Genomic DNA, 22633 nt, shown 5'->3' with positions numbered 1-22633 from the left:
AAGATCCACAGCCACGGGGCGGCCAGACATCAATCTGCCTGACCGATAAAGGCACTGGCTTTTAACACGCTGTTGAGTTCTCAAGAAACGGACACTCACCGTTGGGTTTCGCTTTCGCGTTTCCCGCTCGGTGGCGACTCATTTACTTTATCAGATCCGTTCGGCTTGTCAATTTGCCGTTCTTTTCTGATTCCGCCGTTCTGGTTCCGCTTTCGCGGCCCCATTCCCGGCGAGTGTTGCTATTTCATCAGATCCGGCCGAGTTTGCAAAATCGGCCATTTCCGACCCATCGCGCTGCGGAGGGCATGGAAGAACCACGACCTCTTGATCATTCGATGGTTTCCCTTGGGACGGCCGCCGCGCAGGCGTCACGCTTCCCTCCAGGGACAAGGAGAGAATCTATGCGCTCCTCGCCCCTGCGTCAAATCGGGTCACCACACCCCGCCCCCACCGCTGACAACCCGAGTTGCCGATTCCGGGAATCGGCAGGTGAGATGGGTCCATGGAGCACTCACCAGCGATCGCCAGCGCCCTGGCCAAGGTCGGGCCGCGTCTCAAGCGCCTCCGTACCGAACGCGGCGTCACCCTCACCGCACTGGCCGAGGCGACGGGCATCTCCAAGAGCACGCTGTCGCGTCTCGAGTCCGGCCAGCGCCGGCCCAGCCTGGAGCTGCTTCTGCCGATCGCCCACGCTCACCAGGTACCGCTGGACGAGCTCGTCGGCGCGCCCGAGGTCGGCGATCCCCGCATCCGCTTGACGCCCCGGAAGTTGAACGGCCGGACCGTCGTCCCGCTGACCCGGCAGCCCGGGGGCGTCCAGGCGTTCAAGATGGTCATCCCGAACGACCAGTGCGAACCGGACACGCGCGTCCACGAGGGATACGAGTGGATGTACGTGCTGTCCGGGCGCCTGCGTCTCATCCTCGCCGACCATGACATCGTCATGCGTGCGGGTGAGGTCGCGGAGTTCGACACGCGCCTGCCGCACTGGTTCGGCAGTACCGGTGATGGCCCGGTCGAGCTCCTCAGCCTCTTCGGCCCCCAGGGCGAGCGCATCCACGTGCGCGCACAGCCCAAGAAGCGGTCGACCAGCACGGACGACTCCTGACGCGCCGAAGGAAGGCACGCGATCCAGGTCCGCCGGCGATGGGTCGGCCCCTACAGCACCCCATGGCGCTCGGCACGAAGATCATTAGCGCGGCCACTGGCAGCGCCATGAACAGCTGTCGCCGCGTTCGTGCAGGACTGACCTGAGGGACACCCATGCCGCAGATCATCGTCGAGTACTCCGCTCGGCTGGAAGAGACCTTCGATCGCCGGGCCGCCACGTTGATCGACAGCACGCTCGGTAGTTTCAAGACGCGCTTCCACCGGCTTGACGAAGTCGTCATCGGTGCGGGCGCGGCGACCGACGTGATGGTCCATGCCGACCTGGCGATCTTGCCTGGACGGAGCCCGGAGACGAAGCGGCGGCTGGGACAAACCGCCCTCGACCTCCTCGTATGTCATCTCGGCGAGGCTCCCGGACTCACGACGCAGGCGACCGTCGAGGTGCGCGAGCTCCAAGGCGCCGGTTACCACAGGCGAGTGCTCGGCTGACGAGTTCTCGTGGCCACAGGCGGCCTGTTCAGAGGGTTACGAGAACCAATGCACCGGGAGCAACGTCAACATCACTGACGCACTCCCATGCTTCGGAGGTTCACTGCACATGAGCTACAACACGCCCGGCTACGGCGGCTACCCCTCCACCCCGCCGGGTCCCCCGCCGCCCAACCATCTCGTCTGGGCGATCCTCACCACCCTGTTCTGCTGCCTCCCCGCGGGGATCGCGTCGATCGTCTTCGCCGCGCAGGTCAACTCCAAGTGGCAGTCCGGCGACTACGAGGGCGCGCAGAAGTCGTCCAACAACGCCAAGACCTGGGCCATCGTCTCGGCGGTCGGCGGGGCCATCTTCATCGTCATCTACCTGGTGATCGTGGTCGGGGCCGCGAGCAACAGCTGACGGCCGAGGGATAATCCACCTCATGTCGTACGTGCGCCGGGCCGCCTCGTCCCTGCGAGGCGGCCCGGCGTCCAGCCCCGTGCGAGGCGGACCCGTGGCAAGGCTGGCGATGCCGGCCGGAGTGCTCCTGGTCACCGCCGCCGTCGTCTCCTATCTGGCCGCCGTCGACCCGAACGAGAGCGGCCACTATCCGACCTGCCCGTTCCTGGCGGTGACGGGCTACCAGTGCCCGGGCTGCGGTTCGCTCCGGACGATCCACGCCCTGACGCACGGCGACCTGGGCACGGCCCTCGGGCTGAACGTCTTCACCGTCGCGATGATCCCCGTCCTGGCCTACTTCTGGATCCGCTGGACCTTCGCCCGCGCCCGTGGCCGTCCAGCACGGACGAAACCCGCCGATCCCCGGCTGATCTGGGCCTTCCTGGCGCTGGTCCTTCTCTTCTGGCTGATCCGCAATCTCCCCTTCGGAACGTTTCTCGCCGCCTGATCAGGCAGGGTCGGAGAACACGGCGGGCCTCTTCTCGAAGTAGGCGCGGACCGCTTCGGCCTGGTTGGGCGAGCCGCGCAGCGCGCCCAGTTCCCGCGACTCTTCGAGGTACTGGCCGGCGAGGTCGGTGTCCGCGGCGCGGTTGAGGAGGCGCTTGGCGGCGCGGACGGCATCCGGGCTGCCGGCGGCGATCTCGCGGGCGAGATCGGTGGCGGCCTGGCGAGGGTCGTCGGCGGTACGGGTCGCGAGGCCGAGCCGGACGGCCTCCTCACCGGAGACCATCCGGCCGGTGAACGTCAACTCTTTGGCGACGTCCTCACCCACCAGCCGGATCAGGGCGGCGGTGCCGGTCATGTCCGGGACCAGGCCCCACCGGATCTCCAGCACCGACAGCTTGGCGTCGGGCGCGACGATGCGGATGTCGGCGCCGAGAGCGATCTGGAGGCCGCCGCCGAGGGCGTGACCGGCCACGGCGGCGATGACGGGTTGCGGCAGTTCCCGCCAGGTGTGCGCCGCCTGCTGGCCGAGATTGGTGATGCGGCCCGGCTCGCGTTCGGTGATGTCGGTCAGCAGGCGCGTGAAGCCTTCGTCGCTCTGGCGGTCGGCGTTGGACGGGCCGTCGGCCATCGCGGCGAAGTTGGCGAAGTCGAGGCCCGCGCAGAACGAGCGGCCCTCGCCCGACAGCACGACCGCGCGGACGGAGGCGTTGGCGGCGATCCGGTCGCCGGCTTCGGCGAGCGCCCGGAACGTGGCCATGTCGAGAGCGTTGAGCTTGTCCGGACGGTTCAGCCGCACGTCGGCCACGCCCCGATCAACGGAGACGGTCACACGGTCGGTCATGTCGGGAGCTTCCTCTCCGTCGCCGCTGTCGCGTTCACGATCTCACGGCGTCCGTGCCTCAGCCGTCGCAGCACCACGCCTCTCGAAGGTGTCCATGACGGTGGACTCGGCCATGCCCGGCGATCGCCGCACCCCGCACTTGTGCCCGGCGGCGGGCGGGAATTCGCCGCCGGCTTCTGGACTCGGCGTGACAGGTGCGTGTCCGTGACTTCGCGCGCGGCGGGATAGGTCAACGACCAGCGGGGAGAGAAGGCATCAGAACCATCGACTGGAGAGGACAGCCCGGACCATGGCCGAGTTTCTGAGTGACGTGACCACGTTGCGCGAGCGCGCCCGCGCCGAGATCGACAAAGGCCCGGTGACCGCGGCGTACGGCGCGGACGTCGATCGGGTCATCCAGGTGTGCAACGAGGCCCTCGCCACCGAACTGGTGTGCGTGCTGCGCTACAAGCGCCACGCCTACACCGCGACCGGCATCTACTCCGAGGGCGTGGTGGCCGAGTTCCAGGAGCACGCCGCCGACGAGTACGAGCACGTGGACAAGCTCGCGACCCGCATCACGCAGCTCGGCGGGGAGCCCGACTTCAACCCCGAGATCCTGGCCGGCCGTTCGCACACCCACTATGACGCCAGCCTCGACCTGGTCGAGATGATCAAGGAGGATCTGATCGCCGAGCGGGTCGCGGTCGCCTCTTACACCGAGATCATCCAGTGGCTCGGCAACGGCGATCCGACCACCCGGCGCGTGTTCGAGGACCTGCTGGCCGACGAGGAGGACCACGCCGACGATCTGCGCGGCCTGCTCGAGCGGCTGCCCAAGGACCTCACCTCCCGCTGAGGAGTTCGTGGCGAGCGGCCGCCCGGTCCGGGCGGCCGTCCCCGCGCACCGTACCGGGGACGCGACATCCCCTGTTTCAAGGCCGCCGCGCCGAATTCGCCCGGTCCCTGTCAGGCGGCTGACAAATGTGATCTCAGGTTCCGGCAGGCATTGCGGACACCGCCTCCGCACCGGGAACATGCGTCCCGAACGGACGTACACGGCGAAGGTGGCGCGATGTCCGACCAGGATCTCGACGGCGGGAAGCCCGACGTGGCGCGGGACGGACGCAAAGCGCGCGCCCGCAAGAGGCCGCCCTTCCGGCGGCTGCCCTCGGAGAAGCGCCGCCAGGAGATCATCACCACGGCGATCAAGGTGTTCCGCGAACGGCCCGAGCACGAGGTGTCGATCGACGATCTCGCGGCGGCGGCCGGCAGCTCCCGATCGTCCCTCTACCGCTACTTCGACAGCAAGCAGGAGCTGTTCGAGGCGGTCGCCGACCGGGTCGGCGCCGAGGTCGTCGACCGGCTCGACGCGGTTGACGAGGGCGTCCCGTCGTGGAACCTCATGATCCGCCTGCACGTCTACTTCGACTTCATCGAGGAGCACGAGGGCATCGTGGGCGGGGTGCTCGCGATGGGCTCCGGCGAGGTCCCCGAGTCGGCGCGCGCCGCGGCCCAGCGCGTCCGCGACCACATCCTGAGGATCACCTGCGACACGCTCGAGGTCGCCGAGCCCAGCCCGGCGCTGGAGATGGTCATCCGTTCCTGGATCGCCGGTGTGGAGCTGGCCGGGGTCGAATGGCTGCGGACGCGCTCGCTGCCCCGCGCCGAGCTGGAGATGCTCCTCGCCCGGCAGCTGGGCATCACGCTCATCGGCGTCGCCCCCGCCGATCCCGCCATCGCCGAACGCGTCTCCTGGTGGGCGGGCGTGGAGCCGCCGGACGGGCCGTTCGGCGTCCTCGTCCGTTCCGTCGCCGGGCTCCTCGACGTGAAGATGCTCGGCAACGTCGCCCGCGTCCTCAGCTATGAGGAAGCCCCTGCGGACCGTCCCTAGGCTGGGTCGGCCACCAGGAGGGTCTGCAAGCCGCGCCCACAGTGGCCGGACGCGTCGGCGAGCGCCGATTCGGCCAGGGCGTTCCCGGACGGCGAGGCGTGCAGCCGCGCGCTCATGTAGAGCCATTCGCCGATCGGGTCGCGGTGCAGCGCCACCGTCAGGTCGGTGTTGATGACCAGCCATTTCGCGAAGTCGATCTGGCTTCCGACGCCGGAGGCGCTGTCGGCGAGGACGAGCGCGCGCACCAGAGGCGTGTCGGCCTCACCGGCGACGAGCGGGATCCGCGACCGCGCCCAGACCTCGGCCGGCCCCGGCCGCGCGAACAGCCCCCGCACGAAGCGCCACTCCATCGACGACAGGTAGCCGTCCAGGTTGATGCCGGCCCAGCCCTCGAAGGGCTCCGGGGCCGAGTCGGGCAACGACGGTGGCGCCGGCGCGTTCTCGATCGGCTCGAGGTCGGCCGGCGCGGGCGCGATCCGCCACGCGGTGGCGCGGGCGACGGTGCGCCCGTCGTGGTCGAGCTCGCCTTCGAGGAGGGCGACCCTCCGCCCGGGCCGGACGGTCCGCGTCGTGACGCGCAGCGGGGCGACCGGGACGGGGCCGAGGATCTCGACGGTCACCCGTCCGATCCGGCCGCCGGGGGCCGGGTCGTGGCGCTGGAACGCGCGCCCGAGCAGCGCCGAGACCGGACCGGCGTGCTGGAACCCCGGCGCCCACGGGCCGGCGGTCGCCGCCGTGCTGGCGAACCGGCCGTCGCCGAGCGGCTCGTAGAACGCCGCGGCGGGTGCCCCCTCGGTGCCCATCCGGCCCCTCCTCGCACTAGAACAATGTTCTGGCCATCCTAGAACACCGGCGCGAATACGGCCCGAGACTCAATTTTCGACAGGTATTTGATCATTTATTGTCACTCGCACCTATTGTCACGTCCGCCACCGCGTGACCAGACTCACCTGTCAGCCGCGTGGTCGCCCGGGCTGCGCACCGTTGCGAGGTGACAGATGACAGCCCTGGCTCGCCACCGGTCGTACCGCCGTTCGCCCGCCCACCTGCGCCGTTCGGCCGCCACGGGCACGATCGCCGCGACCGTCCTGGGCATCGGCGTCGTCGGCACCGGCACCGCGGCACAGGCCGCCCTGGGCCCCAGGGCCGCGGCGGACGGCGCGCGCATCACCAAGACCACCCGGATCGCCGCCCGCGAGTTCGACATCACCGTCCAGTCGCCGGCGCTCGGCAGGTCGGTGAAGACCCGCATCCTGGTCCCGGCGGGCTGGAAGCAGAACGCGGCCCGCACCTGGCCGGTGCTGTACGCCTACCACGGCGGCCAGGACAACTACACGTCCTGGACCAAGAACACCGACATCGAGTCCTGGGCCGCCGCGTACGGCGTCATCGTCGTCATGCCCGAGGCGTCCAACGGCTCGTACGCCAACTGGTACAACTACGGCAAGGGCGGCTCTCCCAAGTGGGAGACGTTCCACACCCAGGAGGTCCGGCAGCTCATCGAGCGCAACTACCGCGGCGGCGGTGTGCGCGCGGCGATCGGCAACTCCTCGGGCGGGCAGGGCGCGGTCAGCTACGCGGCGCGCCACCCAGGCCTGTTCAGGTACGTGGCGTCGCTCAGCGGCATCCTGTCGATGCGCGCTCCGGGCATGCAGGCGATGCTGATGTTCACCAACGCGGGCAACGGGCAGGACCCGTTCGCCATCTGGGGCGTCCCGTTCGCCGACGACGCCAACTGGGCCTCGTACGACCCGCACGCGCAGGCCAAGAAGCTCAAGGGCACCGGGATCTTCTTCTCGTCCGGCACGACGGGCAAGCCGGGTCCGGGAGACCCGAACGTCGCCCCGTGGGACATCGGCCTGCTGAGCGAGATCGCGGTCGGCGCGAACAACATCGAGTTCCGCAAGCGCCTCGACGCGGTGGGCATTCCCTACACCGCGCACATCTACGGCAACGGCAGGCACAACTGGCCGGCGTGGATCCGCGAGGCCAAGTTCATCTGGCCGACCCTGATGAAGTCGCTCGGAGCCGGCAAGAAGTAAGAAGTGGATCCAAAGAAGTGGATCTTCCGCGCTCAAATGTATTTGATAAAAGCGTAAGCGTGCACTGACACAATGCGCCGCCGGGAATATTCGGAACAACCCTCCGCCGTTCCCGAAAGGCCCCCGCATTGGGTCGACGCCACACCCTCACCTCGCTGGTGGGGGCATTCATCCTGCTCTTCTCTCTCGTCTGCACCGTCCGCACCTCCGGGCCGGTGATGGCATCCGCCGAAGCGACCGTCGTCAACGAGACAATGGTCGCTTCGCGCACTCTGGACCTGACCGTCGAGTCGCCCGCGATGGGCGGCCGGGAGAAAGTGCGACTGCTCCTGCCGCCCGGCTGGTCGCGCACCGCCTCGCGCACCTGGCCGACGCTCTGGCTGATGCACGGCGGCGTCGACGACTACACCTCGTGGACGCGCGACACCGACGTCGAAGAGCTCACCGCCGCGTCCGACGTGCTGGTCGTCATGCCCAACGGCGGCCGCTGCGGCAACTACTCCGACTGGTGGAACCTCGGGCAGGGCGGGCCGCCCCGCTGGGAGACGTTCCACATGACAGAGGTCCGGCAGATCCTCGAGCGCGACTATCGGGCGGGCACGGCCCGCGTGATCGCGGGCAACTCGATGGGCGGCCTCGGCACCATGCTGTACGCGGCGCGGTTCCGTGGCATGTTCAGGGCGGCCGTGGCGTTCAGCGGCTACCTGCACACGCTGTACGGCCACCGGCCGGGCGACGACTCCGCCGGCTGGGGCACCTCGTTCGCCTGTCCCGGCACCGACTGGCGGCGCGTCTGGGGCGACCCCGACGACCAGGCCGCGATCTGGCACGCGCACAACCCCTACGATCTCGCCGACCGGCTCCGCGGCGTCCGGCTGCGCGTGGCCTGCGGCAACGGGCAACGCGGGTCGCTCGGCGGGTCGATCCTCACCGATCCGATCGAGGCCGCGGCCTTCGACCACGCCCAGGCGTTCACCGCCAGGCTCCGCAACCTGGGAATCCCCGTCACGACGCACTTCTATGACGGCCAGCACGACTGGCCCTACTGGCAGCGCGAGCTGCACCTCGCCTATCCCTCGCTGATGGAGGCGCTCAACCGATAGCCGCCGGGCCGCCGAGCCGCCGTGTACCCCGGCACCGCCCGTGTGATCTCCTGTTCACATGCATGACGCTGTGATCGTCGGAGGCGGGCACAACGGGCTCGTGGCGGCCGCGTACCTGGCTCGGGCAGGCCGCCGGGTCCTGGTCCTGGAACGCCTGGACCATTCCGGCGGCCTCGCCGTGTCGGAGCGGGTGTTCCCGGGCGTGGACGCGCGCCTGTCCCGCTACTCGTACCTGGTGAGCCTGCTGCCGTCGCAGATCGTGCGGGATCTGGGCCTGCGCGTGGAGCTGCGCCGCCGCCGGTTCGCCTCGTACACGCCGCTCGGCGACGGCGGTCTCCTGGTCGACAACGACGATCCCGAGCGCACGGCTGCCTCGTTCTCCGGTGTCACTGGCGGCGGCAAAGACTTCGAGGCGTGGCAGCGGTTCTATGGGCTGGCCGGGCATGTCGCCCGGCGCGTGGCCCCGACGCTGCTGGAGCCGCTGCGCGACCGTGCGGGGCTGCGGCGGCTGGTGGACGAGGAGGAGGCCTGGCGCGATCTGTTCGAACGGCCGATCGGCGAGGTCGTGGACGAACGGTTCGCCGATGACGTCGTCCGCGGGGTCGTGCTCACCGACGCGCTGATCGGCACGTTCGCCGATCCGGCCGACCCGGGCCTGCTCGCCAACCGATGCCTGCTCTACCACGTCATCGGCGACGGGACCGGCGACTGGAACGTGCCCGTCGGCGGCATGGGAGCCGTGACCACCGGTCTGGCCGACGCCGCCCGCGCCGCCGGGGCCGAGCTGCGCACCGGCATGGAGGTCATCGCGATCGATCCGTCCGGCGAGGTGACGTTCCGGGACGAGGGCGGCGCGGAGCACGCCGTCAGCGCGAAGCGGATCCTGGCCAACGTGCCCCCGGCCGTGCTGGCGCGTCTCACCGGCGAATCTCCGGCGCCGGCGGTCCCGGAGGGCTCGCAGCTGAAGGTGAACATGGTGCTGTCACGGCTCCCCCGCCTTCGCGACGCGTCCGTACGGCCGGACGAGGCGTTCGGCGGCACCTTCCACATCAACGAGGGACGGGCCCAGCTCACGACCGCCTACGCCGAAGCCACCGCGGGCCGCATTCCGAGCTTGCCGCCCGCCGAGGTGTACTGCCACTCGCTCACCGACCCGTCGATCCTCGGCGAGGGCTTGCGATCGGCGGGCGCGCACACGCTCACGCTCTTCGGCCTCTACATGCCCGCTCGGCTGTTCCGGGCGAACCCTGCGCGCGCCAGGGAGGAGGCCTTGCGCGCCACGTTCGACTCGTTCAACGCCGTTCTCGCCGAGCCCATCGAGGACTGCCTGCTGCGCACGCCGGACGGGGCGCCCTGCCTTGAGGTGAAGACGCCCGTCGACCTGGAGAACGAGGCCGGGCTGCCAGGCGGGCACATCTTCCACCGCGACCTGGCCTGGCCCTACGCCGAAGACCCTGCCGAAGCAGGACGCTGGGGCGTCGAGACAGCACATCCACGAGTGCTGCTGTGCGGCGCGGGCGCGCGCCGCGGCGGCGGCGTCAGCGGCATCCCCGGGCACAACGCCGCCCGCGCCGTCCTCGAAACGACCTAGCCGGTCGTGGCCGGGCCCAGCAGGGTCCCCACCCGCTTGACGTTCTGGATGATCGGGCTCGTCTCGATGTGCCCGATCGCCTTCAGCGCCGCGGCGGGCCCGGTCAGGTAGCGGTAGAGGGCGCCGGCTTCACGGCAGACGACCTGCGCGGCGAGGTTGGTGGGCCCGGTCGTGGCCGCCGCGAAGACGATCTCGGGATGCTCGGCCAGGGCCGCGCCGGTGGCCGCCAGCTCGGCCGGTGGCACGTTGATCCATAGGCGCGCGGCGGTGTGCAGGCCGACGTACGGCAGCTCGAACTCGGCGTAGTAGCGCAGGACGCCCATGGCACGGAGCTGGTCGAGACGGCGGCCGGCGGTCGAGGGCGACCAGCCCGTCGCGCTGGCGAGCTCCGCGAGGCCGGCGCGGCCGTCCCGGGCGAGGACGTCCAGGAGCCGCTGGTCGCCGGGGTCCAGCGCGTCGTGAAGATCGAGCGGATCGACCTCGGCGCGGTCGCCGTCGTCGGGCGGTAGCTCACCGACGAGTTGCCGGATCTCGTCGGGTGTGAGCGCGTCCAGGCCCCGGACCCGGTTGGGCGACCCGTAGAACGCGTGCAGGACGGAGTACGCGCCGACGGCGACGACCCGGCTGCTCCTCGGCAGCTTGTCGAGCAGGAGCTGCTCGCTCTCGCCCTGGCTGCGGGCCCGCGTGATGCAGAGGATCTCCGTCCCGCCCGAGACGAGCTGCACCCAGGAGGTGTCGGGACGGCGCGCGAGGGCCGTCGCCACGCCCTGGGCGGCGCCGGGCACGCAGCTCAGCCGGAGCAGCCATCGCCCGGCGGCGAAGTAGTTGGCGGGCGGAACGCCTACGACGCGCAGTAGATCGCGGCCACGCAGCCGGCGGTAGCGGCGGGCGATGGTCTGGTCGGAGACCCCCAGCACCTCCGCGATGCGGCTGAACGGGGCGCGCCCGTCGAGCTGCAGGGCGTGGATCAACCTGCGATCAAGATCGTCTGCCGTGTCGGATTCCACCATCCGAGGCTAGCTGATGTCGAAAACATCGAGACCTGGCCCTGTGAGTGGTAATCGGCGCTTGGGCGGAGCCACGGTGGTTCGAGACCTCCGAAACAGACGGTGAAGGGATCGAGATGAGCAAGTGGTGGCCGCTGACAGCCATATGTCTGGGCGCGTTCATGCTCCTGGTGGACGTCAACATCGTGACGGTGGCGTTGCCCGACATGGCGACCGGGTTGAAGACGTCGTACTCGTCGCTCCAGTGGGTGATGGACATCTACGCGCTGGTGCTCGCCGCGCTCCTGCTGGGCGCGGGGGCGCTGGCCGACCTCGTCGGGCGCCGCAGGGTGTACGTGCTGGGGCTCGCAATGTTCGCATTGTCGTCGCTGGCCTGCGGGCTCGCGCCGAACGTGACGGTGCTCATCGCGGCGCGCGCGGCGCAGGGGGCGGGCGCCGCGATGATGTTCGCGACGACCGTCGCCCTGGTCAACGCCTCCTACGAGGGACGCGCCCGGACGGCGGCGTTCGGCGTCTGGGGCGCGGTCAACGGCGCCGCCGCCGGGATCGGGCCGATCCTGGGCGGCCTGGTCACGCAGCAGTTCGGCTGGCGGTGGATCTTCCTGGTGAACCTCCCGGTCAGCGTGGCGGCCGTGGCGCTGACCTTGCGCGTGGTCGCCGAATCGCGGAGCGCGGACGCTCCACGCGGTCGTTCCGTGCGGAGCATCGACCTGCCCGGTGTCGTGCTGTTCGCCGCGGGCGCGGGCGCGGTGACGTACGCGCTGACCAAGGCCGGCGAAGCGGGCTGGACCTCGCCCGCGACGCTCGGCACGTTCGCCGCCGGCGCGGTGGCCCTCGCGGCGTTCGCCGTGGTGGAGGTCCGGAGCCCGCACCCGATCCTGGACCTGCGGCTGTTCCGCAGCCCGTCCTTCACCGGCCTCATGATCGCCTCGCTGGCGATGTCGGGCGCGGCCTTCGCGTACCTGCTCTACACGTCGCTGTGGTTGCAGTCCGTCCAGGGCCTGGGCGCGATCGGCGCCGGGCTGGCGATCCTGCCGATGAGCGGCCTGGCGTTCGTCTCCTCGTGGCTGACCGGCCGCTTCCTGCACGGCGTCTCGCCCCGCTGGACCGTCGGATCCGGCATGCTGCTCATCGCGATCGGGACCCTGGGCCAGGCCGTGCTGACCGCCGGTTCCGGGTGGGCCGCGGTGCTGCCCGGGTTCGCGATCACGGGAGTGGGCGTCGGGATCGCGCTGCCCAACGTGACGGCGGCCGCGATGGCCTCCGTCCCACCGGAACGCGCCGGGATGGCGGCGGGCGCGGTCAGCGCCTGCCGCCAGCTCGGCTACGCGCTCGGGATCGCCGTGCTCGGAAGCGTGTTCCGGGCCGCGCTGGAGCGGTCTCTCCGGCACGAGGTGCCCGATGCCGCCGCCGTCGCGGCGGCGATCACCGGCGGCCACGCCGCCCAGGCCCCCGAAGCGGCGCGCGCCGCGTTCGCCGCGGGCCTGAACGCCGCGACGGCGACCGCCGCGGCCGTCGCGCTGGCGGCGGCCGTCGCGACCCTGCTCCTGGTCCGCCGCCCCACGCCCTCGACCACGCCCCCGGCAGCGCTTTCGACCACGCCCGCCCAAGTCGGCACCGAGTCCCCTGTGACCGCGAGGACGGGCGTATGAGGCCCGCGAGACTCCCGTTTCAGAGCGACAGGTCGAAGATCATCGCTCGTTCGTCCAGAATGCGAGGATGCGGAAGTCAGATCGATGGTCCTTCGTCGTCCTGGGCGTCGGCGTGGTCGTGATCCTGGGTGGGGTGCAGGTGGCCGCCATGCTCGACGAGTCTTCACCGCCGCTTCCTTCCAGATCTGGTTTCTGCCCCCTCCAGTCGACCGGAGCCGCCCGGACCGGCACCGACTACGAAGAGGCGGCGGACCCCTACCAGGGGAACGGCCCGCACCCGCTTGACCTGGTGCTGATGCACGACAACGTCAAGGACGACGTCAAGGTCGACCTCCCGGCCGCGTGGAGACCGGGACCCGCCGACGGGCCGCCCAGGGTCCAGCTGGTGGCCTGCGGGTATCAGGACATGGTCCACCCCCAGCCCAAGAAGAGGGAGACCTGCCTCTATTCCCACAAGCCCAGTCCGCGATACCTCCTGTACACCGACCGTGATCCCCCCACCAAGAGCGATCTCGCCAAGGCCGTGAAGGTCTCGCTGTTGGAGACCCGGTACGTCTTCCAGGTGTACGAGGCCACGACCGCCAAGCCTCTCGGCCGGTTCGAGGTGGCGGGGAAGAAGTACTGCCCCACCTGGTACGAACTCGACTCCGGTGGTGTGATCTCGCAGGAGCCGGACACCGAGGGCATCCGCAAGGCCCTGCGCCTCTACGTCGAACGGATCGCCGGGTGAGACGCCACCGCGGGCCGCCGGGGAGGTCGGCGGCCCGCGGGGGGCGGGGAGCGGGTCTCAGGACTTCGGGACCGCCTTGACGAACTCGGTGGTGTAGGTCTCCGAAAGGTTGATCTTGTCCTTCTTGCCCTTGACGTTCGGGGAGAACGAGGCGAGCACCTCCAGGACGTTCTTGGCCCCGGCCTCGGGCATGACGCCGTCGGCGGTGAACATGCCCTTGGAGTCCTTGATGGCCTGGGCGTACAGCTTGGGGTCGTCCCCTGCGTAGTCGGCGGGCATCTTGGCGGCGATCTGCTCGGCCGAGCTGGCCTTGATGAACGAGAGGGTGCGGACGAACGCGTTGACCAGCTTCTGCACGGCCGCCTTGTTGTTCTTCACCCAGGCGCAGTCCATGTAGAGGGAGCTGGCCGGGTAGAGGCCGCCGAGGGCCGCCTGCGTCCCCTCGCGGGTGCGCATGTCGACCATCACCTTGGCCTTGCCGGTCTTGGTGAGCCGGGCGATGGTCGGGTCGGTGGTCATGCCCGCCTGGATGCCGCCGTTGTCCAGGGCGGCGATGAAGGTCTGGCCCGCGCCCGCCTTCACGCGGGTGTACGCGTCGGAGCCGAGGCCCGAACGCGTGGCGAGGGCCTGGGTGAGGAAGTCGGTGGACGAGCCGGGGCTGGTGATGCCGAGCCGCAGGCCCTTGAAGCCGGCGGGCGTGGAGACCTTGCCGGCCATCGAGGTGGCGACGACCTCGGCCTCGCCGGGAACGTCGGCGAACTGCACGACGCTCTGGATGCACTTGCCCTTGGTCTGCAGGTCGATCGTGTGGTCGTAGAAGCCGACGACACCCTGCACGTCACCGCTGATGAGCACGTTCTCGGCCTGGGCTCCCGACGGCTCGGTGAGCAGCTGGACCTTGACGCCGGCGTCGCGGAAGTAGCCGAGCTGCTCGGTGAGCTTGGCGGGCAGGTAGATGACCTTGTCGATGCCGCCGACCATGATCTTGACGGAGGGCATGCCGTCCGAGGTGGCGGCGGTGCTGCGGGAGTCGCGGCAGCCGGTGAGGGAGGTGCCGGCGAGGGCCAGCCCGGCGACGGCCAGCACGAGCGGGCGGGGTGGGGTCCTGCGGGTCATGGGGGTGGCTCCGATCAGATGCGGGCGTCGGCGGCGGACGAGGGCGGCCGCCAGACCAGGAGGCGGCGTTCCAGCAGGGTGAGCAGGTATTCGGCGAGCAGCGCGATGACCGTGATGATGATCATTCCGGCGTAGATGCCGGCGGCGTCGAAGGTGCCCTGGGCGTGGTTGATCAGCAGGCCGAGGCCGCGGTCGGCGCCGGTGTACTCGCCGACGATCGCGCCGATCAGCGCGAAGCCGAAGGCGACGTGCAGGCTGGCGAGGATCCACGAGGTGGCGGACGGCAGCACGATCGTGGTGAGGATCTGGCGCGGCCCGGCGCCCAGGATGCGGGCGTTGTCGACCAGGGTCTTGTCCACCTCGCGGGCGCCCTGGAAGGCGTTGAAGAAGACCGCGAAGAACACCAGGACGACGGCGGTGGCGACCTTCGACGACATGCCGAGCCCGAACCAGATGACGAACAGCGAGGCCAGGACGATGCGCGGGATGGCGTTCGCGGCCTTGATGAACGGAGCGCAGACCTCGGCGATGAAGCGGCCCCGGCCGAGCAGCACGCCGAGCACGACGCCCGCGACCGAGCCGATCAGGAAGCCGAGCACGGCCTCCTGGAGCGTGACGAGGATCTGCTCCCAGATGGAGCCGAACGCGGTGCCGCCGGTGAACCAGTCGACCAGGCGGCTCCAGATCGCGGACGGCGTGGAGTAGTAGAACGGGTCGATCCAGTGCGTGGCGATGACCTGCCAGCTCCCCAGCCACAGCGCGATCAGCAGCAGCCGGGTAGTGGTGATCTTCGGGAACCGGAACCCGCCGCGACGCGGCCGCGTGGTCCTGGCGGCCTTTTCGGGGGCGGGCTTCCCGGCGATGGTGTCCGGGGCGGTTCCGGCGGCGGCCGTGGCGGATGTGGCGGCGAGGTCATGCGACACGGTCGGCTCCTCTCGCGCGGGCGATCTCGACCTCTTCCCGGAGGGAGTCCCAGACCCGGCGGTAGACCTCCAGGAACGACTCCTCCAGCCGGATCTCCTCGACCTTGCGGGGACGTTCGAGGCCGACCCGGACCACGTCCTTGACGGTCGCGGGCGCGGCCGTCATCACCACCACCTCGTCCGCGAGGGCGATCGCCTCGGTGAGGTCGTGGGTGACGAAGACGACGGCCGCGCCGGAGCCCGACCACAGGTCCAGCAGCAGGTCCTGCATGTGCTCGCGGGTCTGGACGTCCAGGGAGCCGAACGGCTCGTCCATGAGCAGGATCGACGGCTCGTTGATCAGCGTCTGGGCCAGCGCGACGCGCTTGCGCATGCCGCCGGAGAGCTGATGCGGGTAGTAGCGCTCGAACCCGCCCAGGCCGACCTTGTCGACCCAGTCCCGCGCCCGCTCGCGCGCCTGGGCCTTGCTCGCGCCCCGGTAACGGGGGCCCGCGGCGACGTTGTCCAGCACACTCCGCCAGGGCAGCACGGCGTCCTGCTGGAACATGTAGCCGAGGCCGTCCGGGATGCCGGTGACCGGCCGGCCCTGCACGAGGACGTCCCCGTCGCTGGCCGGGGCGAGCCCGGAGATCAGGGAGAGGCTGGTCGACTTGCCGCAGCCGGTCGGCCCGACGACGGTCACGAACTCCCCGTGGCGTACGGTGAGGGAGACGTCGTGCGTGGCTGTGTAGTCCCGCCCCTCGCGGGTCGGGAACCGCTTGGTCACGTGGCGCAGCTCGATCGCGGCTCCGGCCGCCCGATCGGCCGGCGGGCCGGCCGGCTGCTCGGCCGGCGGTCGCTCGGTGGTGGTCATGTCCGGGACCGTAGGCGGCGTGTGAGCCGGGTCACCAGATTGTGCGCGTTCACCGTCAATGCCGCTTAAGCCGCGTTCTGCGCATTCTGCTCACACCCACGGCGCGAACCGCCGACGTATCGTGCTGCCATGCCCTGGCCGGCGCTCAGACCGCATCCCCGCTTCGCGACGCAGGTGCTGCTCGCGCAGGTCGCCGTGCTGCTGCTGATCACCGGGGCCGGGTTCGCCCTCGTGGCCGTGCTGCTGCGCGGGGATCTCGAACAGCAATACGAACAACGCGCGCTCGCCGTCGCACGTTCCGTCGCGGCCGACCCGGTGATCGTCCGGGACGTCGCCGCGCACCGGCGGTCGCCCGCCGTCCGGGAACGGGCGGAGGCCGTGCGGCGCCGTACCGGCGTGCTCTTCGTCGTGGTCGCCGACGATCACGGCATCCGCTACGCCCACCCCAACCCGGCGCTGCTCGGGCAGCGCGTCAGCACCCCGCCCGAGGCGCTCGGCGGCCACGACGTGGTGATCTTCGAACGGGGCACGATGGGCCCGTCCGCCCGCGGCAAGACCCCGATCCTCGCCTCCGGCGGACGGGTCGTCGGCCAGGTCAGCGTCGGCATCGACGCGGGCGCGGTGTCCGGGCACGTGGGGCGGCTGCTGCGGGCGGCGGCGGGATTCATCGCCCTCGCGCTGATCGCCGGGGTCGCGGCCGCGATCATGGTGGCCCGCCGCCTGCGCCGCCAGACGCTCGGTCTCGAACCGGCCGACCTCGCCGACCTGCTCCGCGAGCGCGAGGCCGTGCTGCACGGCATCGACGAGGGCGTGCTCGCCGTCGACGCGGCGGGCCGGATCACCATCTGCAACAAGGCCGCGGCCCGGCTGATCGGCGGCCGCCCCGAGGCCGGCACCCCACTGACGGACGCCGGCCTGCCGACCGGCCTCCACGTTCCGCTCGCCGAACGCCGCACCGGGCGCGGCGTCATCGTGACCACCGGCGACCGGGTGCTGCTCGTCACGGCCGCGTCGGTCCGCCGCGAGGGCCGGGACCTCGGCCACGTGCTCACGATGCGCGACCGCACGGACCTGGACGAGATGGCCCGCGAGCTCGACGTCGTGCGGTCGCTGTCGGACGCGCTGCGCGCCCAGGCGCACGAGTACACCAACCGCCTGCACACCCTGCTCGGGCTGCTCCAGCTCGGGCACACCGAGGAGGCCGCCGCCTACCTGCGCGAACTCGCCGGCCATCCGCTGGCCACCGACGGCGGCGACCCCGCGCGGCTCCGCGACCCGTACGTCCGCGGCCTGCTCGCGGCCAAGACCGCGGTCGCCTCCGAGCAGGGCGTGGACGTGCGGCTGAGCCCGGACTCCGCGCTGCCGCGACCGCTGTCCGCGCCCCTGGACGCGGTGACCGTTCTCGGCAACCTGCTCGACAACGCGATCGCCGCCGCGCACACGGGGACGCGCCGTCCGGCATGGGCGGAGGTGTCCATCCTGGCCGAGGCCGGCACCCTGCACCTGGTGGTCGTCGACAGCGGCGACGGCGTCGCGCCGGACGCCGCCGGCCGGCTCTTCGAGCAGGGCTTCACCACCAGCACCGACGACGAGCGCCCGCACGGCATCGGCCTGGCGCTGGCCCGCCAGTTCGCCCGCAGGCACGGCGGCGAGCTGGAGCTGACCCGCACCTCGGGCGCCGACTGCGGCGCGGTCTTCGTGGCCCGCCTGCCCGGCGCCGTCGAGGCGATCCACCACGAGGACCCCGAGCCGGCGGACGTGCCGCACGAGGTGGCTCTGGACGGTACCGGATGATCCGCGTCCTGATCGTCGACGACGACTTCCGGGTCGCCGACCTGCACGCCCGCTACGTCCGCAGGCTGCCCGGCTTCGAGGTCGCCGGCGTCGCGCACTCGGCCGGGGAGGCGATGACCGCCGCCGCCCGCACCCGGCCCGATCTGGCCCTGCTCGACCAGTACCTGCCCGACGCCCCCGGCACCTCGATCGTCGCCCGGCTCGGCTGCGACGTCATCATGCTGACCGCGGCGGCCGAACGCGACGTGGTCCGCACGGCGCTCGGCCGGGGCGTGTTCAACTACCTCGTCAAACCGTTCACCGAGGCCGACCTGGCCGCCCGGCTGGGCGCGTACGCGCGTTTCCGGGGCAGGCTGCGCGGCGACCACCCGCTCGACCAGGAGCAGATCGACCGCGCGGTGCGGCTGCTGCACGAGGGCGACCGGATCGACGCCGCGCTGCGCAAGGGCCGCTCCGGCCACACCGCCCAGCTCGTCGTCGACGCCGTGCGGTCGGCCGCCGAGCCCGTGACCGCCGCCGACATCGCCACCCGGCTCGGCATCTCGCGCGCCACCGCGCAGCGCTACCTCGCCGACCTGGCCACCGACGGCCGCGTCACCCTCAGCCTCCGCTACGGCGCCACCGGCCGGCCCGAACACCTCTACCTGTGGGCCGCCGGAGACACGCCCCCGCCAGGTGATTCCGCCGCGAACGCCCATTGAACGAACCGCCGCCGGCGCCCGTACCCCTGATCACCGGGCCGGTTCGCCCTGCCCGGGAGACCGTCGCCAGGAGGAGGGTAGGGCCCCGTGGAACTCACCGCGCCTTCGTCGGGTGTCTCGTGGAATCGGCGGTGGATTCGCCGTGGTCGCTGACACCGGGCCCGCCACCGGGCCTGCCGCCAAGCCCGCGACCAAGCCCGCGACCAAGCCAGCCGGACCCGCCCCGGTGATCGATCTGCGGCTGCTCTGGCTGGGCGCGGCGGCGGTCGCGCTGGTGGTGCTGGCCCTGGTCATCCGGTTCGGCGGCGCGTTCAGCGCGGCGGCGGTGCCCGAGCTCACCCAGGCCGGCGCGTTCACCAAGGGCGGCCTCTCGATCGCCAAGCTCGCGGTGAACCTGGCGGGCTCGGTCACGGTCGGGTGGCTGCTGATGAGCGCGGTGTTCCTGCCGAGCCGTGACGGCAGGCTGTCGGCCCAGGGGTATCGCTGCCTGCGGGCGGCGTCGGTGAGCGCGGTCGCGTGGGCGCTGTCCGCCCTCGCCCTGATCGGCTTCTCGATCTCCGACCTGTTCGGCGTCCCGGTCACGACCGGGATCACGGGGAACATGGTGCGGACGTTCCTCATCGAGCTCTCCCAGGGCCGGGCGCTCCTCGCGGTCACGGTCGTCGCCGCCGCGATCTCGGTCGCCGCGCACCTGCCGCGCACCCCGGACGGCACCGGTTACCTGCTCGTCCTCGCCCTCGCGGGCCTCCTGCCGCCCCTCTTCACCGGGCACGCCGCGGACGCCGGCCACCACGCCCTCGCGGTGTTCAGCCTCGCCGCCCACATCGTCGGCGCGGCCGTCTGGGTGGGCGGCCTGGTGGTGCTGGTCGCGCTGGCGCGCTCGACGCGCGACGAACTCCCGGAGATCGTGCAGCGGTACAGTCGCCTGGCGCTCGTCTGTTTCGTGGCCGTCGGCACCAGCGGCCTGGTCAATGCCTGGATCCGGCTGGGCGGGTTCCACCTGGACTCGCGGTACGGCGTGCTCATCATGGCGAAGACAGCGGCGCTCATCGCGTTGGCAAGCCTGGGATGGTGGCACAGGCGATCGAGCATCCCCGCACTGCGCACCGACCGGCGCGGGCGGGTCTTCCTCAGGATCGCCGCGATCGAGATCCTCGCCATGGCCGCGACCATGGCCCTGGCCACCGGCCTGTCGCGCACCCCGCCTCCCGAGGTGCCGGCGGGGACGCTGAACGCGGTCACGCTGCGGCTCGGCTTCCCGCTCCCGGATTCCGGGGGCATCCAGTCGTACCTGCTGGACTGGCGGCTCGACCCGCTGTTCCTGCCGCTCATCGTCATCGGAGCCCTGCTGTACCTCGCGGCGGTGATCCGGCTGCGGCGCCACGGCGCGCAGTGGCCGCTCCCCCGCACGGCGGCGTGGTTCGCGGGGCTCGCCGTGCTGTTCGTCGTGACGTGCGGTGGCCTGGCCCGTTACAGCATGGTCCTGGTCAGCTCTCACCTCGTCCAGCACCTGGCGCTGAGCTTGGTCGCCCCGGTCCTCCTCCTGCTCGGGACGCCCGTCACGCTCGCGATGCGCGCGCTGCCCAACCGCCCCGCGACGGGCCGCACGTCCCGCGAGCTGATCCGCGCGACGCGGACGAGCCGGGCAACACGGGTGTTCACGCACCCCCTGGCGACTCTGCCGCTTCTCGTCGCCAGCCTCTATGGCTTCTACTTCTCCTCACTCTTCGAATCGTCAATGCGCAACCACGCCATTCACTCGCTTGCCATGGCGGGCTTCCTGGCCGCGGGGCTGTGCTACTGGTCGTCCATCGGCATTCCGGGGGCCCGCCGCAAGGCCTTCGCCCGTTCCTCGCTGCTGGCGGTCACGGCCTCCCACGCGGTCTTCGGCGTCGTGTTCCTGACCTCCGACAAGGTCCTGGCCGGGACTTGGTTCACCGGCCTCGGCCGCACCTGGGGCGCCCCGCCGCTCGAAGACCAGCACTCCGGCGGGGTCATCGCCTGGGTCCTCGGGTGGATCACCGCCCTGCTCGCCCTGGCCTGCCACCGGCGCCAAAGCAGCATGGCGGACACGCAGGCAAGCGACACGACTGAAGAGAGCAGCATCCCTCCGACCTGGCCGCTCCCTGCAATGGCCAACATCGTCCCCTGGCGACCCGGCAGTCCGGTCCTGAGGCAGGAGACTCCTACCAAAGCCACGCTAGAGAAGGACGCCTAACCTCAAACTGCGGGTTGGTGTTCTGTGGTCAGGCGGCGGATTTCGGCGGCGACCTGGTCCCAGACGGGGGCGGGGAGTTCGTGGCCGACGCCTGGGAGCGGGACGAACCGTGCGCCGGGAATGCGGGCCGTGATGTCGTTGGCGGCCTTGGGCTTGATGAGCGGGTCCGCCGTGCCGTGCAGGACGAGCGTGGGGACGGTGATGGCGCTGATCGGTGCGCCGTGCCATCGCGCGCCGATCTGACGGCTCTGCGAGTCCCGGTCGTGGACGCCTGCGTCGGCGAGGCGTTCGATCTCCTCACGAGTGGCCCGCTCGTCGAAGGGGTAGGCGGGAGAGGCGAGGAGACGGGCCAGGGCGACGCCCGCCTCGATGTCTCCTTCAGGTGTCTGGGGAAACTTCATGCGGGCGAGCTTGGCGAGCGTCCCAAGCCGGATATAGCGCAAGGTCGCCAGGCCCGAGGCGTCGCCGGGGACCGCTGACACCGTCGTCAGGGTCTGGACACGACCCGGATGCCGCACCGCGACACGCTGCGCGACCGCGCCGCCGAGCGACTGGCCGAGCAGGTGGGCGGGCTCCCAGCCGAGAGCGTCGAGGACGGCGACGGCGTCGTCGGTCATCTCCTCGGCGGTGTAGGCCTCGCCGCGCTTGCGGAACAGCGCCGTGATCGGGCTGCCGGTGGCAGTCGGCGGCAGGTGCGTCGACTCGCCGGAGTCGCGCTGGTCGTAGCGGGCGACGGCGAAGCCGTGCGCGGCCAGCGCCCGGCACAGGCCGTCAGGCCACCAGCGGCGGGAGACGCCGAGCCCGGTGACCAGCAGCAGCGGATCACCATCGCCCGCCATCCGGTCATAGGCCAGCTGGATGTTCCCGTTGCGCGCCCAGCGGGTCGGAGTCCACAGCGGCGTCTCGTCCATCACCCCTCCTAGATACTGCGATCGATGTTCGCAGTTACTAGCATAGGCGACGCGAACGCGGAGAGGACCAGCTGTGGCCGACGACACGACAGTGGTGTGGGAACGCCCCGAACGCGGGGCGCGCGGCCCCGCGCCCGAGCGCAGCCGTGCCCAGATCACGGCGATCGCGGTCGAACTGGCCGACGCTGACGGGCTGGCGGCACTGTCGATCCGGGCGGTCGCCAAGCGGCTGGAGACCGGCCCGGCGTCCCTGTACCGCTATGTCGCGGGCCGCGACGACCTGCTCGACCTGATGGCCGACGCCGTCGCGGGCGAGCTCGATCTCGGCGTGCCGCTGAGCACGGATCCGGTCGAGGACATGGTGGCGCTCGCCGTCCAGGTCAAGGCCCTGCACCTGCGCCATCCCTGGCTGAACGACCTTCCGCCCGAGCCGCTGCGCCTCGGCCCCAACGGCCTCGCCTATCTGGACCGGGCGCTCCAGGTACTCGCCCCGGCGCCGCTGGCCGACCGGGCCAAGCTGGAGGCCATCGCCACCCTGAACGCCATGGCGGCGCTCTTCGCGCGAACGCAGGCGCAGGCCGGGCGCACGCCGACCGGACGGCAGGCCGCCCAGGCCGCCTACCTCGCCAAAGCCGCCGCCGAGGGCACCCACCGATGGCTGACCGCCGCCATCGGCCACGACGGCTCCGACGACCCCTTCGACGACCCCGACGCCCTGTTCGCACGGATCGCCCGCCAGGTGCTCACCGGCTGGCTCAGGGGAGAACAAACAGTTTGAGGGTGCGGGGTG

General features: G+C 71.2%; 22 protein-coding genes. 15 read left to right on the top strand and 7 right to left on the bottom strand.

From position 1 onward, the window contains the following. The first annotated feature begins 502 nt into the window (after positions 1-502). From ACGFNU_RS49275 to ACGFNU_RS49260, 4 genes are all read left to right on the top strand, one after another. Positions 503-1108 carry a helix-turn-helix domain-containing protein gene (locus tag ACGFNU_RS49275; RefSeq protein ID WP_392603714.1) on the top strand — a complete coding sequence of 202 codons (606 nt, stop codon included), beginning with the start codon at positions 503-505 and terminating at the stop codon, positions 1106-1108. 155 nt (positions 1109-1263) lie between these two features. Beyond that, positions 1264-1599, top strand: coding sequence for a 5-carboxymethyl-2-hydroxymuconate Delta-isomerase (locus ACGFNU_RS49270; RefSeq protein WP_392603713.1), 336 nt, complete (start codon positions 1264-1266; stop codon positions 1597-1599). A 109-nt stretch (positions 1600-1708) separates the two neighbouring features. Continuing rightward, on the top strand, positions 1709-2002 hold the full coding sequence (locus tag ACGFNU_RS49265; protein ID WP_392603712.1) for a CD225/dispanin family protein: 294 nt from the start codon (positions 1709-1711) through the stop codon (positions 2000-2002). A 22-nt stretch (positions 2003-2024) separates the two neighbouring features. Then, positions 2025-2489 carry a DUF2752 domain-containing protein gene (locus ACGFNU_RS49260; RefSeq protein ID WP_392603711.1) on the top strand — a complete coding sequence of 155 codons (465 nt, stop codon included), beginning with the start codon at positions 2025-2027 and terminating at the stop codon, positions 2487-2489. Here ACGFNU_RS49260 and ACGFNU_RS49255 read toward each other — a convergent pair whose 3' ends face one another. Beyond that, on the bottom strand, positions 2490-3329 hold the full coding sequence (locus ACGFNU_RS49255) for a crotonase/enoyl-CoA hydratase family protein (RefSeq protein WP_392603710.1): 840 nt from the start codon (positions 3327-3329) through the stop codon (positions 2490-2492). A 289-nt stretch (positions 3330-3618) separates the two neighbouring features. Between ACGFNU_RS49255 and ACGFNU_RS49250 the strand changes: the two genes are divergently transcribed. Further along, a complete protein-coding gene (locus ACGFNU_RS49250; RefSeq protein ID WP_392603709.1) occupies positions 3619-4167 on the top strand; it encodes a bacterioferritin in 549 nt (182 codons plus the stop codon). Positions 4168-4383: 216 nt separating this feature from the next. Further along, entirely contained in the window at positions 4384-5202 is an 819-nt protein-coding gene (locus ACGFNU_RS49245; protein ID WP_392603708.1) for a TetR/AcrR family transcriptional regulator, read from the top strand. Here the strand turns inward: ACGFNU_RS49245 and ACGFNU_RS49240 are convergent. Next, positions 5199-6005, bottom strand: a complete 807-nt coding sequence (locus ACGFNU_RS49240; protein ID WP_392603707.1) for a thioesterase family protein — start codon at positions 6003-6005, stop codon at positions 5199-5201. The genes ACGFNU_RS49245 and ACGFNU_RS49240 overlap by 4 nt on opposite strands. Positions 6006-6200: 195 nt before the next feature. On the opposite strand from ACGFNU_RS49240, the gene ACGFNU_RS49235 reads away from it, so the two are divergent. The 3 genes from ACGFNU_RS49235 (at position 6201) to ACGFNU_RS49225 (ending at position 9938) form a co-directional block, all read left to right on the top strand. Continuing rightward, a complete protein-coding gene (locus ACGFNU_RS49235; RefSeq protein ID WP_392603706.1) occupies positions 6201-7244 on the top strand; it encodes an alpha/beta hydrolase in 1044 nt (347 codons plus the stop codon). Between the two features lie 158 nt (positions 7245-7402). Further along, positions 7403-8347 carry an alpha/beta hydrolase gene (locus tag ACGFNU_RS49230; RefSeq protein WP_392603705.1) on the top strand — a complete coding sequence of 315 codons (945 nt, stop codon included), beginning with the start codon at positions 7403-7405 and terminating at the stop codon, positions 8345-8347. Between the two features lie 58 nt (positions 8348-8405). Beyond that, positions 8406-9938: a phytoene desaturase family protein gene (locus tag ACGFNU_RS49225; RefSeq protein ID WP_392603704.1), complete on the top strand. Its 1533-nt coding sequence runs from the start codon at positions 8406-8408 to the stop codon at positions 9936-9938. Here the strand turns inward: ACGFNU_RS49225 and ACGFNU_RS49220 are convergent. Beyond that, positions 9935-10945: an Lrp/AsnC family transcriptional regulator gene (locus ACGFNU_RS49220; protein WP_392603703.1), complete on the bottom strand. Its 1011-nt coding sequence runs from the start codon at positions 10943-10945 to the stop codon at positions 9935-9937. The two genes, ACGFNU_RS49225 and ACGFNU_RS49220, sit on opposite strands and share 4 nt — an antisense overlap. 116 nt (positions 10946-11061) lie before the next feature. On the opposite strand from ACGFNU_RS49220, the gene ACGFNU_RS49215 reads away from it, so the two are divergent. Further along, the gene (locus tag ACGFNU_RS49215; RefSeq protein WP_392603702.1) at positions 11062-12597 is read left to right on the top strand and encodes an MFS transporter; all 1536 of its coding nucleotides are present in this window, start codon (positions 11062-11064) and stop codon (positions 12595-12597) included. Positions 12598-12664: 67 nt separating this feature from the next. Continuing rightward, positions 12665-13327 carry a hypothetical protein gene (locus ACGFNU_RS49210; protein ID WP_392603701.1) on the top strand — a complete coding sequence of 221 codons (663 nt, stop codon included), beginning with the start codon at positions 12665-12667 and terminating at the stop codon, positions 13325-13327. A 57-nt stretch (positions 13328-13384) separates the two neighbouring features. Here the strand turns inward: ACGFNU_RS49210 and ACGFNU_RS49205 are convergent, their stop codons facing one another. Genes ACGFNU_RS49205 through ACGFNU_RS49195 form a run of 3 tightly spaced genes read right to left on the bottom strand, consistent with a single transcriptional unit; the run spans position 13385 to position 16219 of the window. Next, complete coding sequence (locus tag ACGFNU_RS49205; RefSeq protein ID WP_392603700.1) at positions 13385-14443, bottom strand: ABC transporter substrate-binding protein; 1059 nt, start codon at positions 14441-14443, stop codon at positions 13385-13387. A gap of 14 nt (positions 14444-14457) precedes the next feature. Then, positions 14458-15366: an ABC transporter permease gene (locus ACGFNU_RS49200; protein ID WP_392603699.1), complete on the bottom strand. Its 909-nt coding sequence runs from the start codon at positions 15364-15366 to the stop codon at positions 14458-14460. After that, the gene (locus tag ACGFNU_RS49195) at positions 15356-16219 is read right to left on the bottom strand and encodes an ABC transporter ATP-binding protein (RefSeq protein ID WP_392603698.1); all 864 of its coding nucleotides are present in this window, start codon (positions 16217-16219) and stop codon (positions 15356-15358) included. The genes ACGFNU_RS49200 and ACGFNU_RS49195 overlap by 11 nt, the downstream gene beginning before the upstream one ends. A gap of 129 nt (positions 16220-16348) precedes the next feature. Here ACGFNU_RS49195 and ACGFNU_RS49190 point away from each other — a divergent pair, with 129 nt between their 5' ends. The 3 genes from ACGFNU_RS49190 (at position 16349) to ACGFNU_RS49180 (ending at position 20932) form a co-directional block, all read left to right on the top strand. Continuing rightward, positions 16349-18013 carry an ATP-binding protein gene (locus ACGFNU_RS49190; RefSeq protein ID WP_392603697.1) on the top strand — a complete coding sequence of 555 codons (1665 nt, stop codon included), beginning with the start codon at positions 16349-16351 and terminating at the stop codon, positions 18011-18013. Then, positions 18010-18714 carry a response regulator gene (locus tag ACGFNU_RS49185; protein WP_392603696.1) on the top strand — a complete coding sequence of 235 codons (705 nt, stop codon included), beginning with the start codon at positions 18010-18012 and terminating at the stop codon, positions 18712-18714. Before ACGFNU_RS49190 ends, ACGFNU_RS49185 begins: the two co-directional genes overlap by 4 nt. Before the next feature lie 142 nt (positions 18715-18856). Next, the gene (locus ACGFNU_RS49180; RefSeq protein WP_392603695.1) at positions 18857-20932 is read left to right on the top strand and encodes a cytochrome c oxidase assembly protein; all 2076 of its coding nucleotides are present in this window, start codon (positions 18857-18859) and stop codon (positions 20930-20932) included. A gap of 2 nt (positions 20933-20934) precedes the next feature. Here ACGFNU_RS49180 and ACGFNU_RS49175 read toward each other — a convergent pair whose 3' ends face one another. Beyond that, complete coding sequence (locus tag ACGFNU_RS49175) at positions 20935-21843, bottom strand: alpha/beta fold hydrolase (protein WP_392603694.1); 909 nt, start codon at positions 21841-21843, stop codon at positions 20935-20937. Between the two features lie 73 nt (positions 21844-21916). On the opposite strand from ACGFNU_RS49175, the gene ACGFNU_RS49170 reads away from it, so the two are divergent. Then, positions 21917-22621, top strand: a complete 705-nt coding sequence (locus ACGFNU_RS49170; RefSeq protein ID WP_392603693.1) for a TetR/AcrR family transcriptional regulator — start codon at positions 21917-21919, stop codon at positions 22619-22621. The last annotated feature ends 12 nt before the right edge of the window (positions 22622-22633 follow it).

Origin of the sequence: Spirillospora sp. NPDC048911, from assembly GCF_043198015.1 — a bacterium.
Taxonomy (GTDB): domain Bacteria; phylum Actinomycetota; class Actinomycetes; order Streptosporangiales; family Streptosporangiaceae; genus Spirillospora.
Note: the sequence above shows the minus strand (reverse complement) of the source record. Positions and strands in the feature narration are given on the sequence as shown.

Coding starts and splice junctions, on each gene's coding strand:
- ACGFNU_RS49175 (WP_392603694.1), bottom strand. CDS start 21,843: ATGGACGAGACGCCGCTGTGGACTCCGACCCGCTGGGCGCGCAACGGG.
- ACGFNU_RS49245 (WP_392603708.1), top strand. CDS start 4,384: ATGTCCGACCAGGATCTCGACGGCGGGAAGCCCGACGTGGCGCGGGAC.
- ACGFNU_RS49190 (WP_392603697.1), top strand. CDS start 16,349: ATGCCCTGGCCGGCGCTCAGACCGCATCCCCGCTTCGCGACGCAGGTG.
- ACGFNU_RS49215 (WP_392603702.1), top strand. CDS start 11,062: ATGAGCAAGTGGTGGCCGCTGACAGCCATATGTCTGGGCGCGTTCATG.
- ACGFNU_RS49255 (WP_392603710.1), bottom strand. CDS start 3,329: ATGACCGACCGTGTGACCGTCTCCGTTGATCGGGGCGTGGCCGACGTG.
- ACGFNU_RS49275 (WP_392603714.1), top strand. CDS start 503: ATGGAGCACTCACCAGCGATCGCCAGCGCCCTGGCCAAGGTCGGGCCG.
- ACGFNU_RS49270 (WP_392603713.1), top strand. CDS start 1,264: ATGCCGCAGATCATCGTCGAGTACTCCGCTCGGCTGGAAGAGACCTTC.
- ACGFNU_RS49260 (WP_392603711.1), top strand. CDS start 2,025: ATGTCGTACGTGCGCCGGGCCGCCTCGTCCCTGCGAGGCGGCCCGGCG.
- ACGFNU_RS49185 (WP_392603696.1), top strand. CDS start 18,010: ATGATCCGCGTCCTGATCGTCGACGACGACTTCCGGGTCGCCGACCTG.
- ACGFNU_RS49210 (WP_392603701.1), top strand. CDS start 12,665: ATGCGGAAGTCAGATCGATGGTCCTTCGTCGTCCTGGGCGTCGGCGTG.
- ACGFNU_RS49240 (WP_392603707.1), bottom strand. CDS start 6,005: ATGGGCACCGAGGGGGCACCCGCCGCGGCGTTCTACGAGCCGCTCGGC.
- ACGFNU_RS49250 (WP_392603709.1), top strand. CDS start 3,619: ATGGCCGAGTTTCTGAGTGACGTGACCACGTTGCGCGAGCGCGCCCGC.
- ACGFNU_RS49195 (WP_392603698.1), bottom strand. CDS start 16,219: ATGACCACCACCGAGCGACCGCCGGCCGAGCAGCCGGCCGGCCCGCCG.
- ACGFNU_RS49225 (WP_392603704.1), top strand. CDS start 8,406: ATGCATGACGCTGTGATCGTCGGAGGCGGGCACAACGGGCTCGTGGCG.
- ACGFNU_RS49265 (WP_392603712.1), top strand. CDS start 1,709: ATGAGCTACAACACGCCCGGCTACGGCGGCTACCCCTCCACCCCGCCG.
- ACGFNU_RS49235 (WP_392603706.1), top strand. CDS start 6,201: ATGACAGCCCTGGCTCGCCACCGGTCGTACCGCCGTTCGCCCGCCCAC.
- ACGFNU_RS49205 (WP_392603700.1), bottom strand. CDS start 14,443: ATGACCCGCAGGACCCCACCCCGCCCGCTCGTGCTGGCCGTCGCCGGG.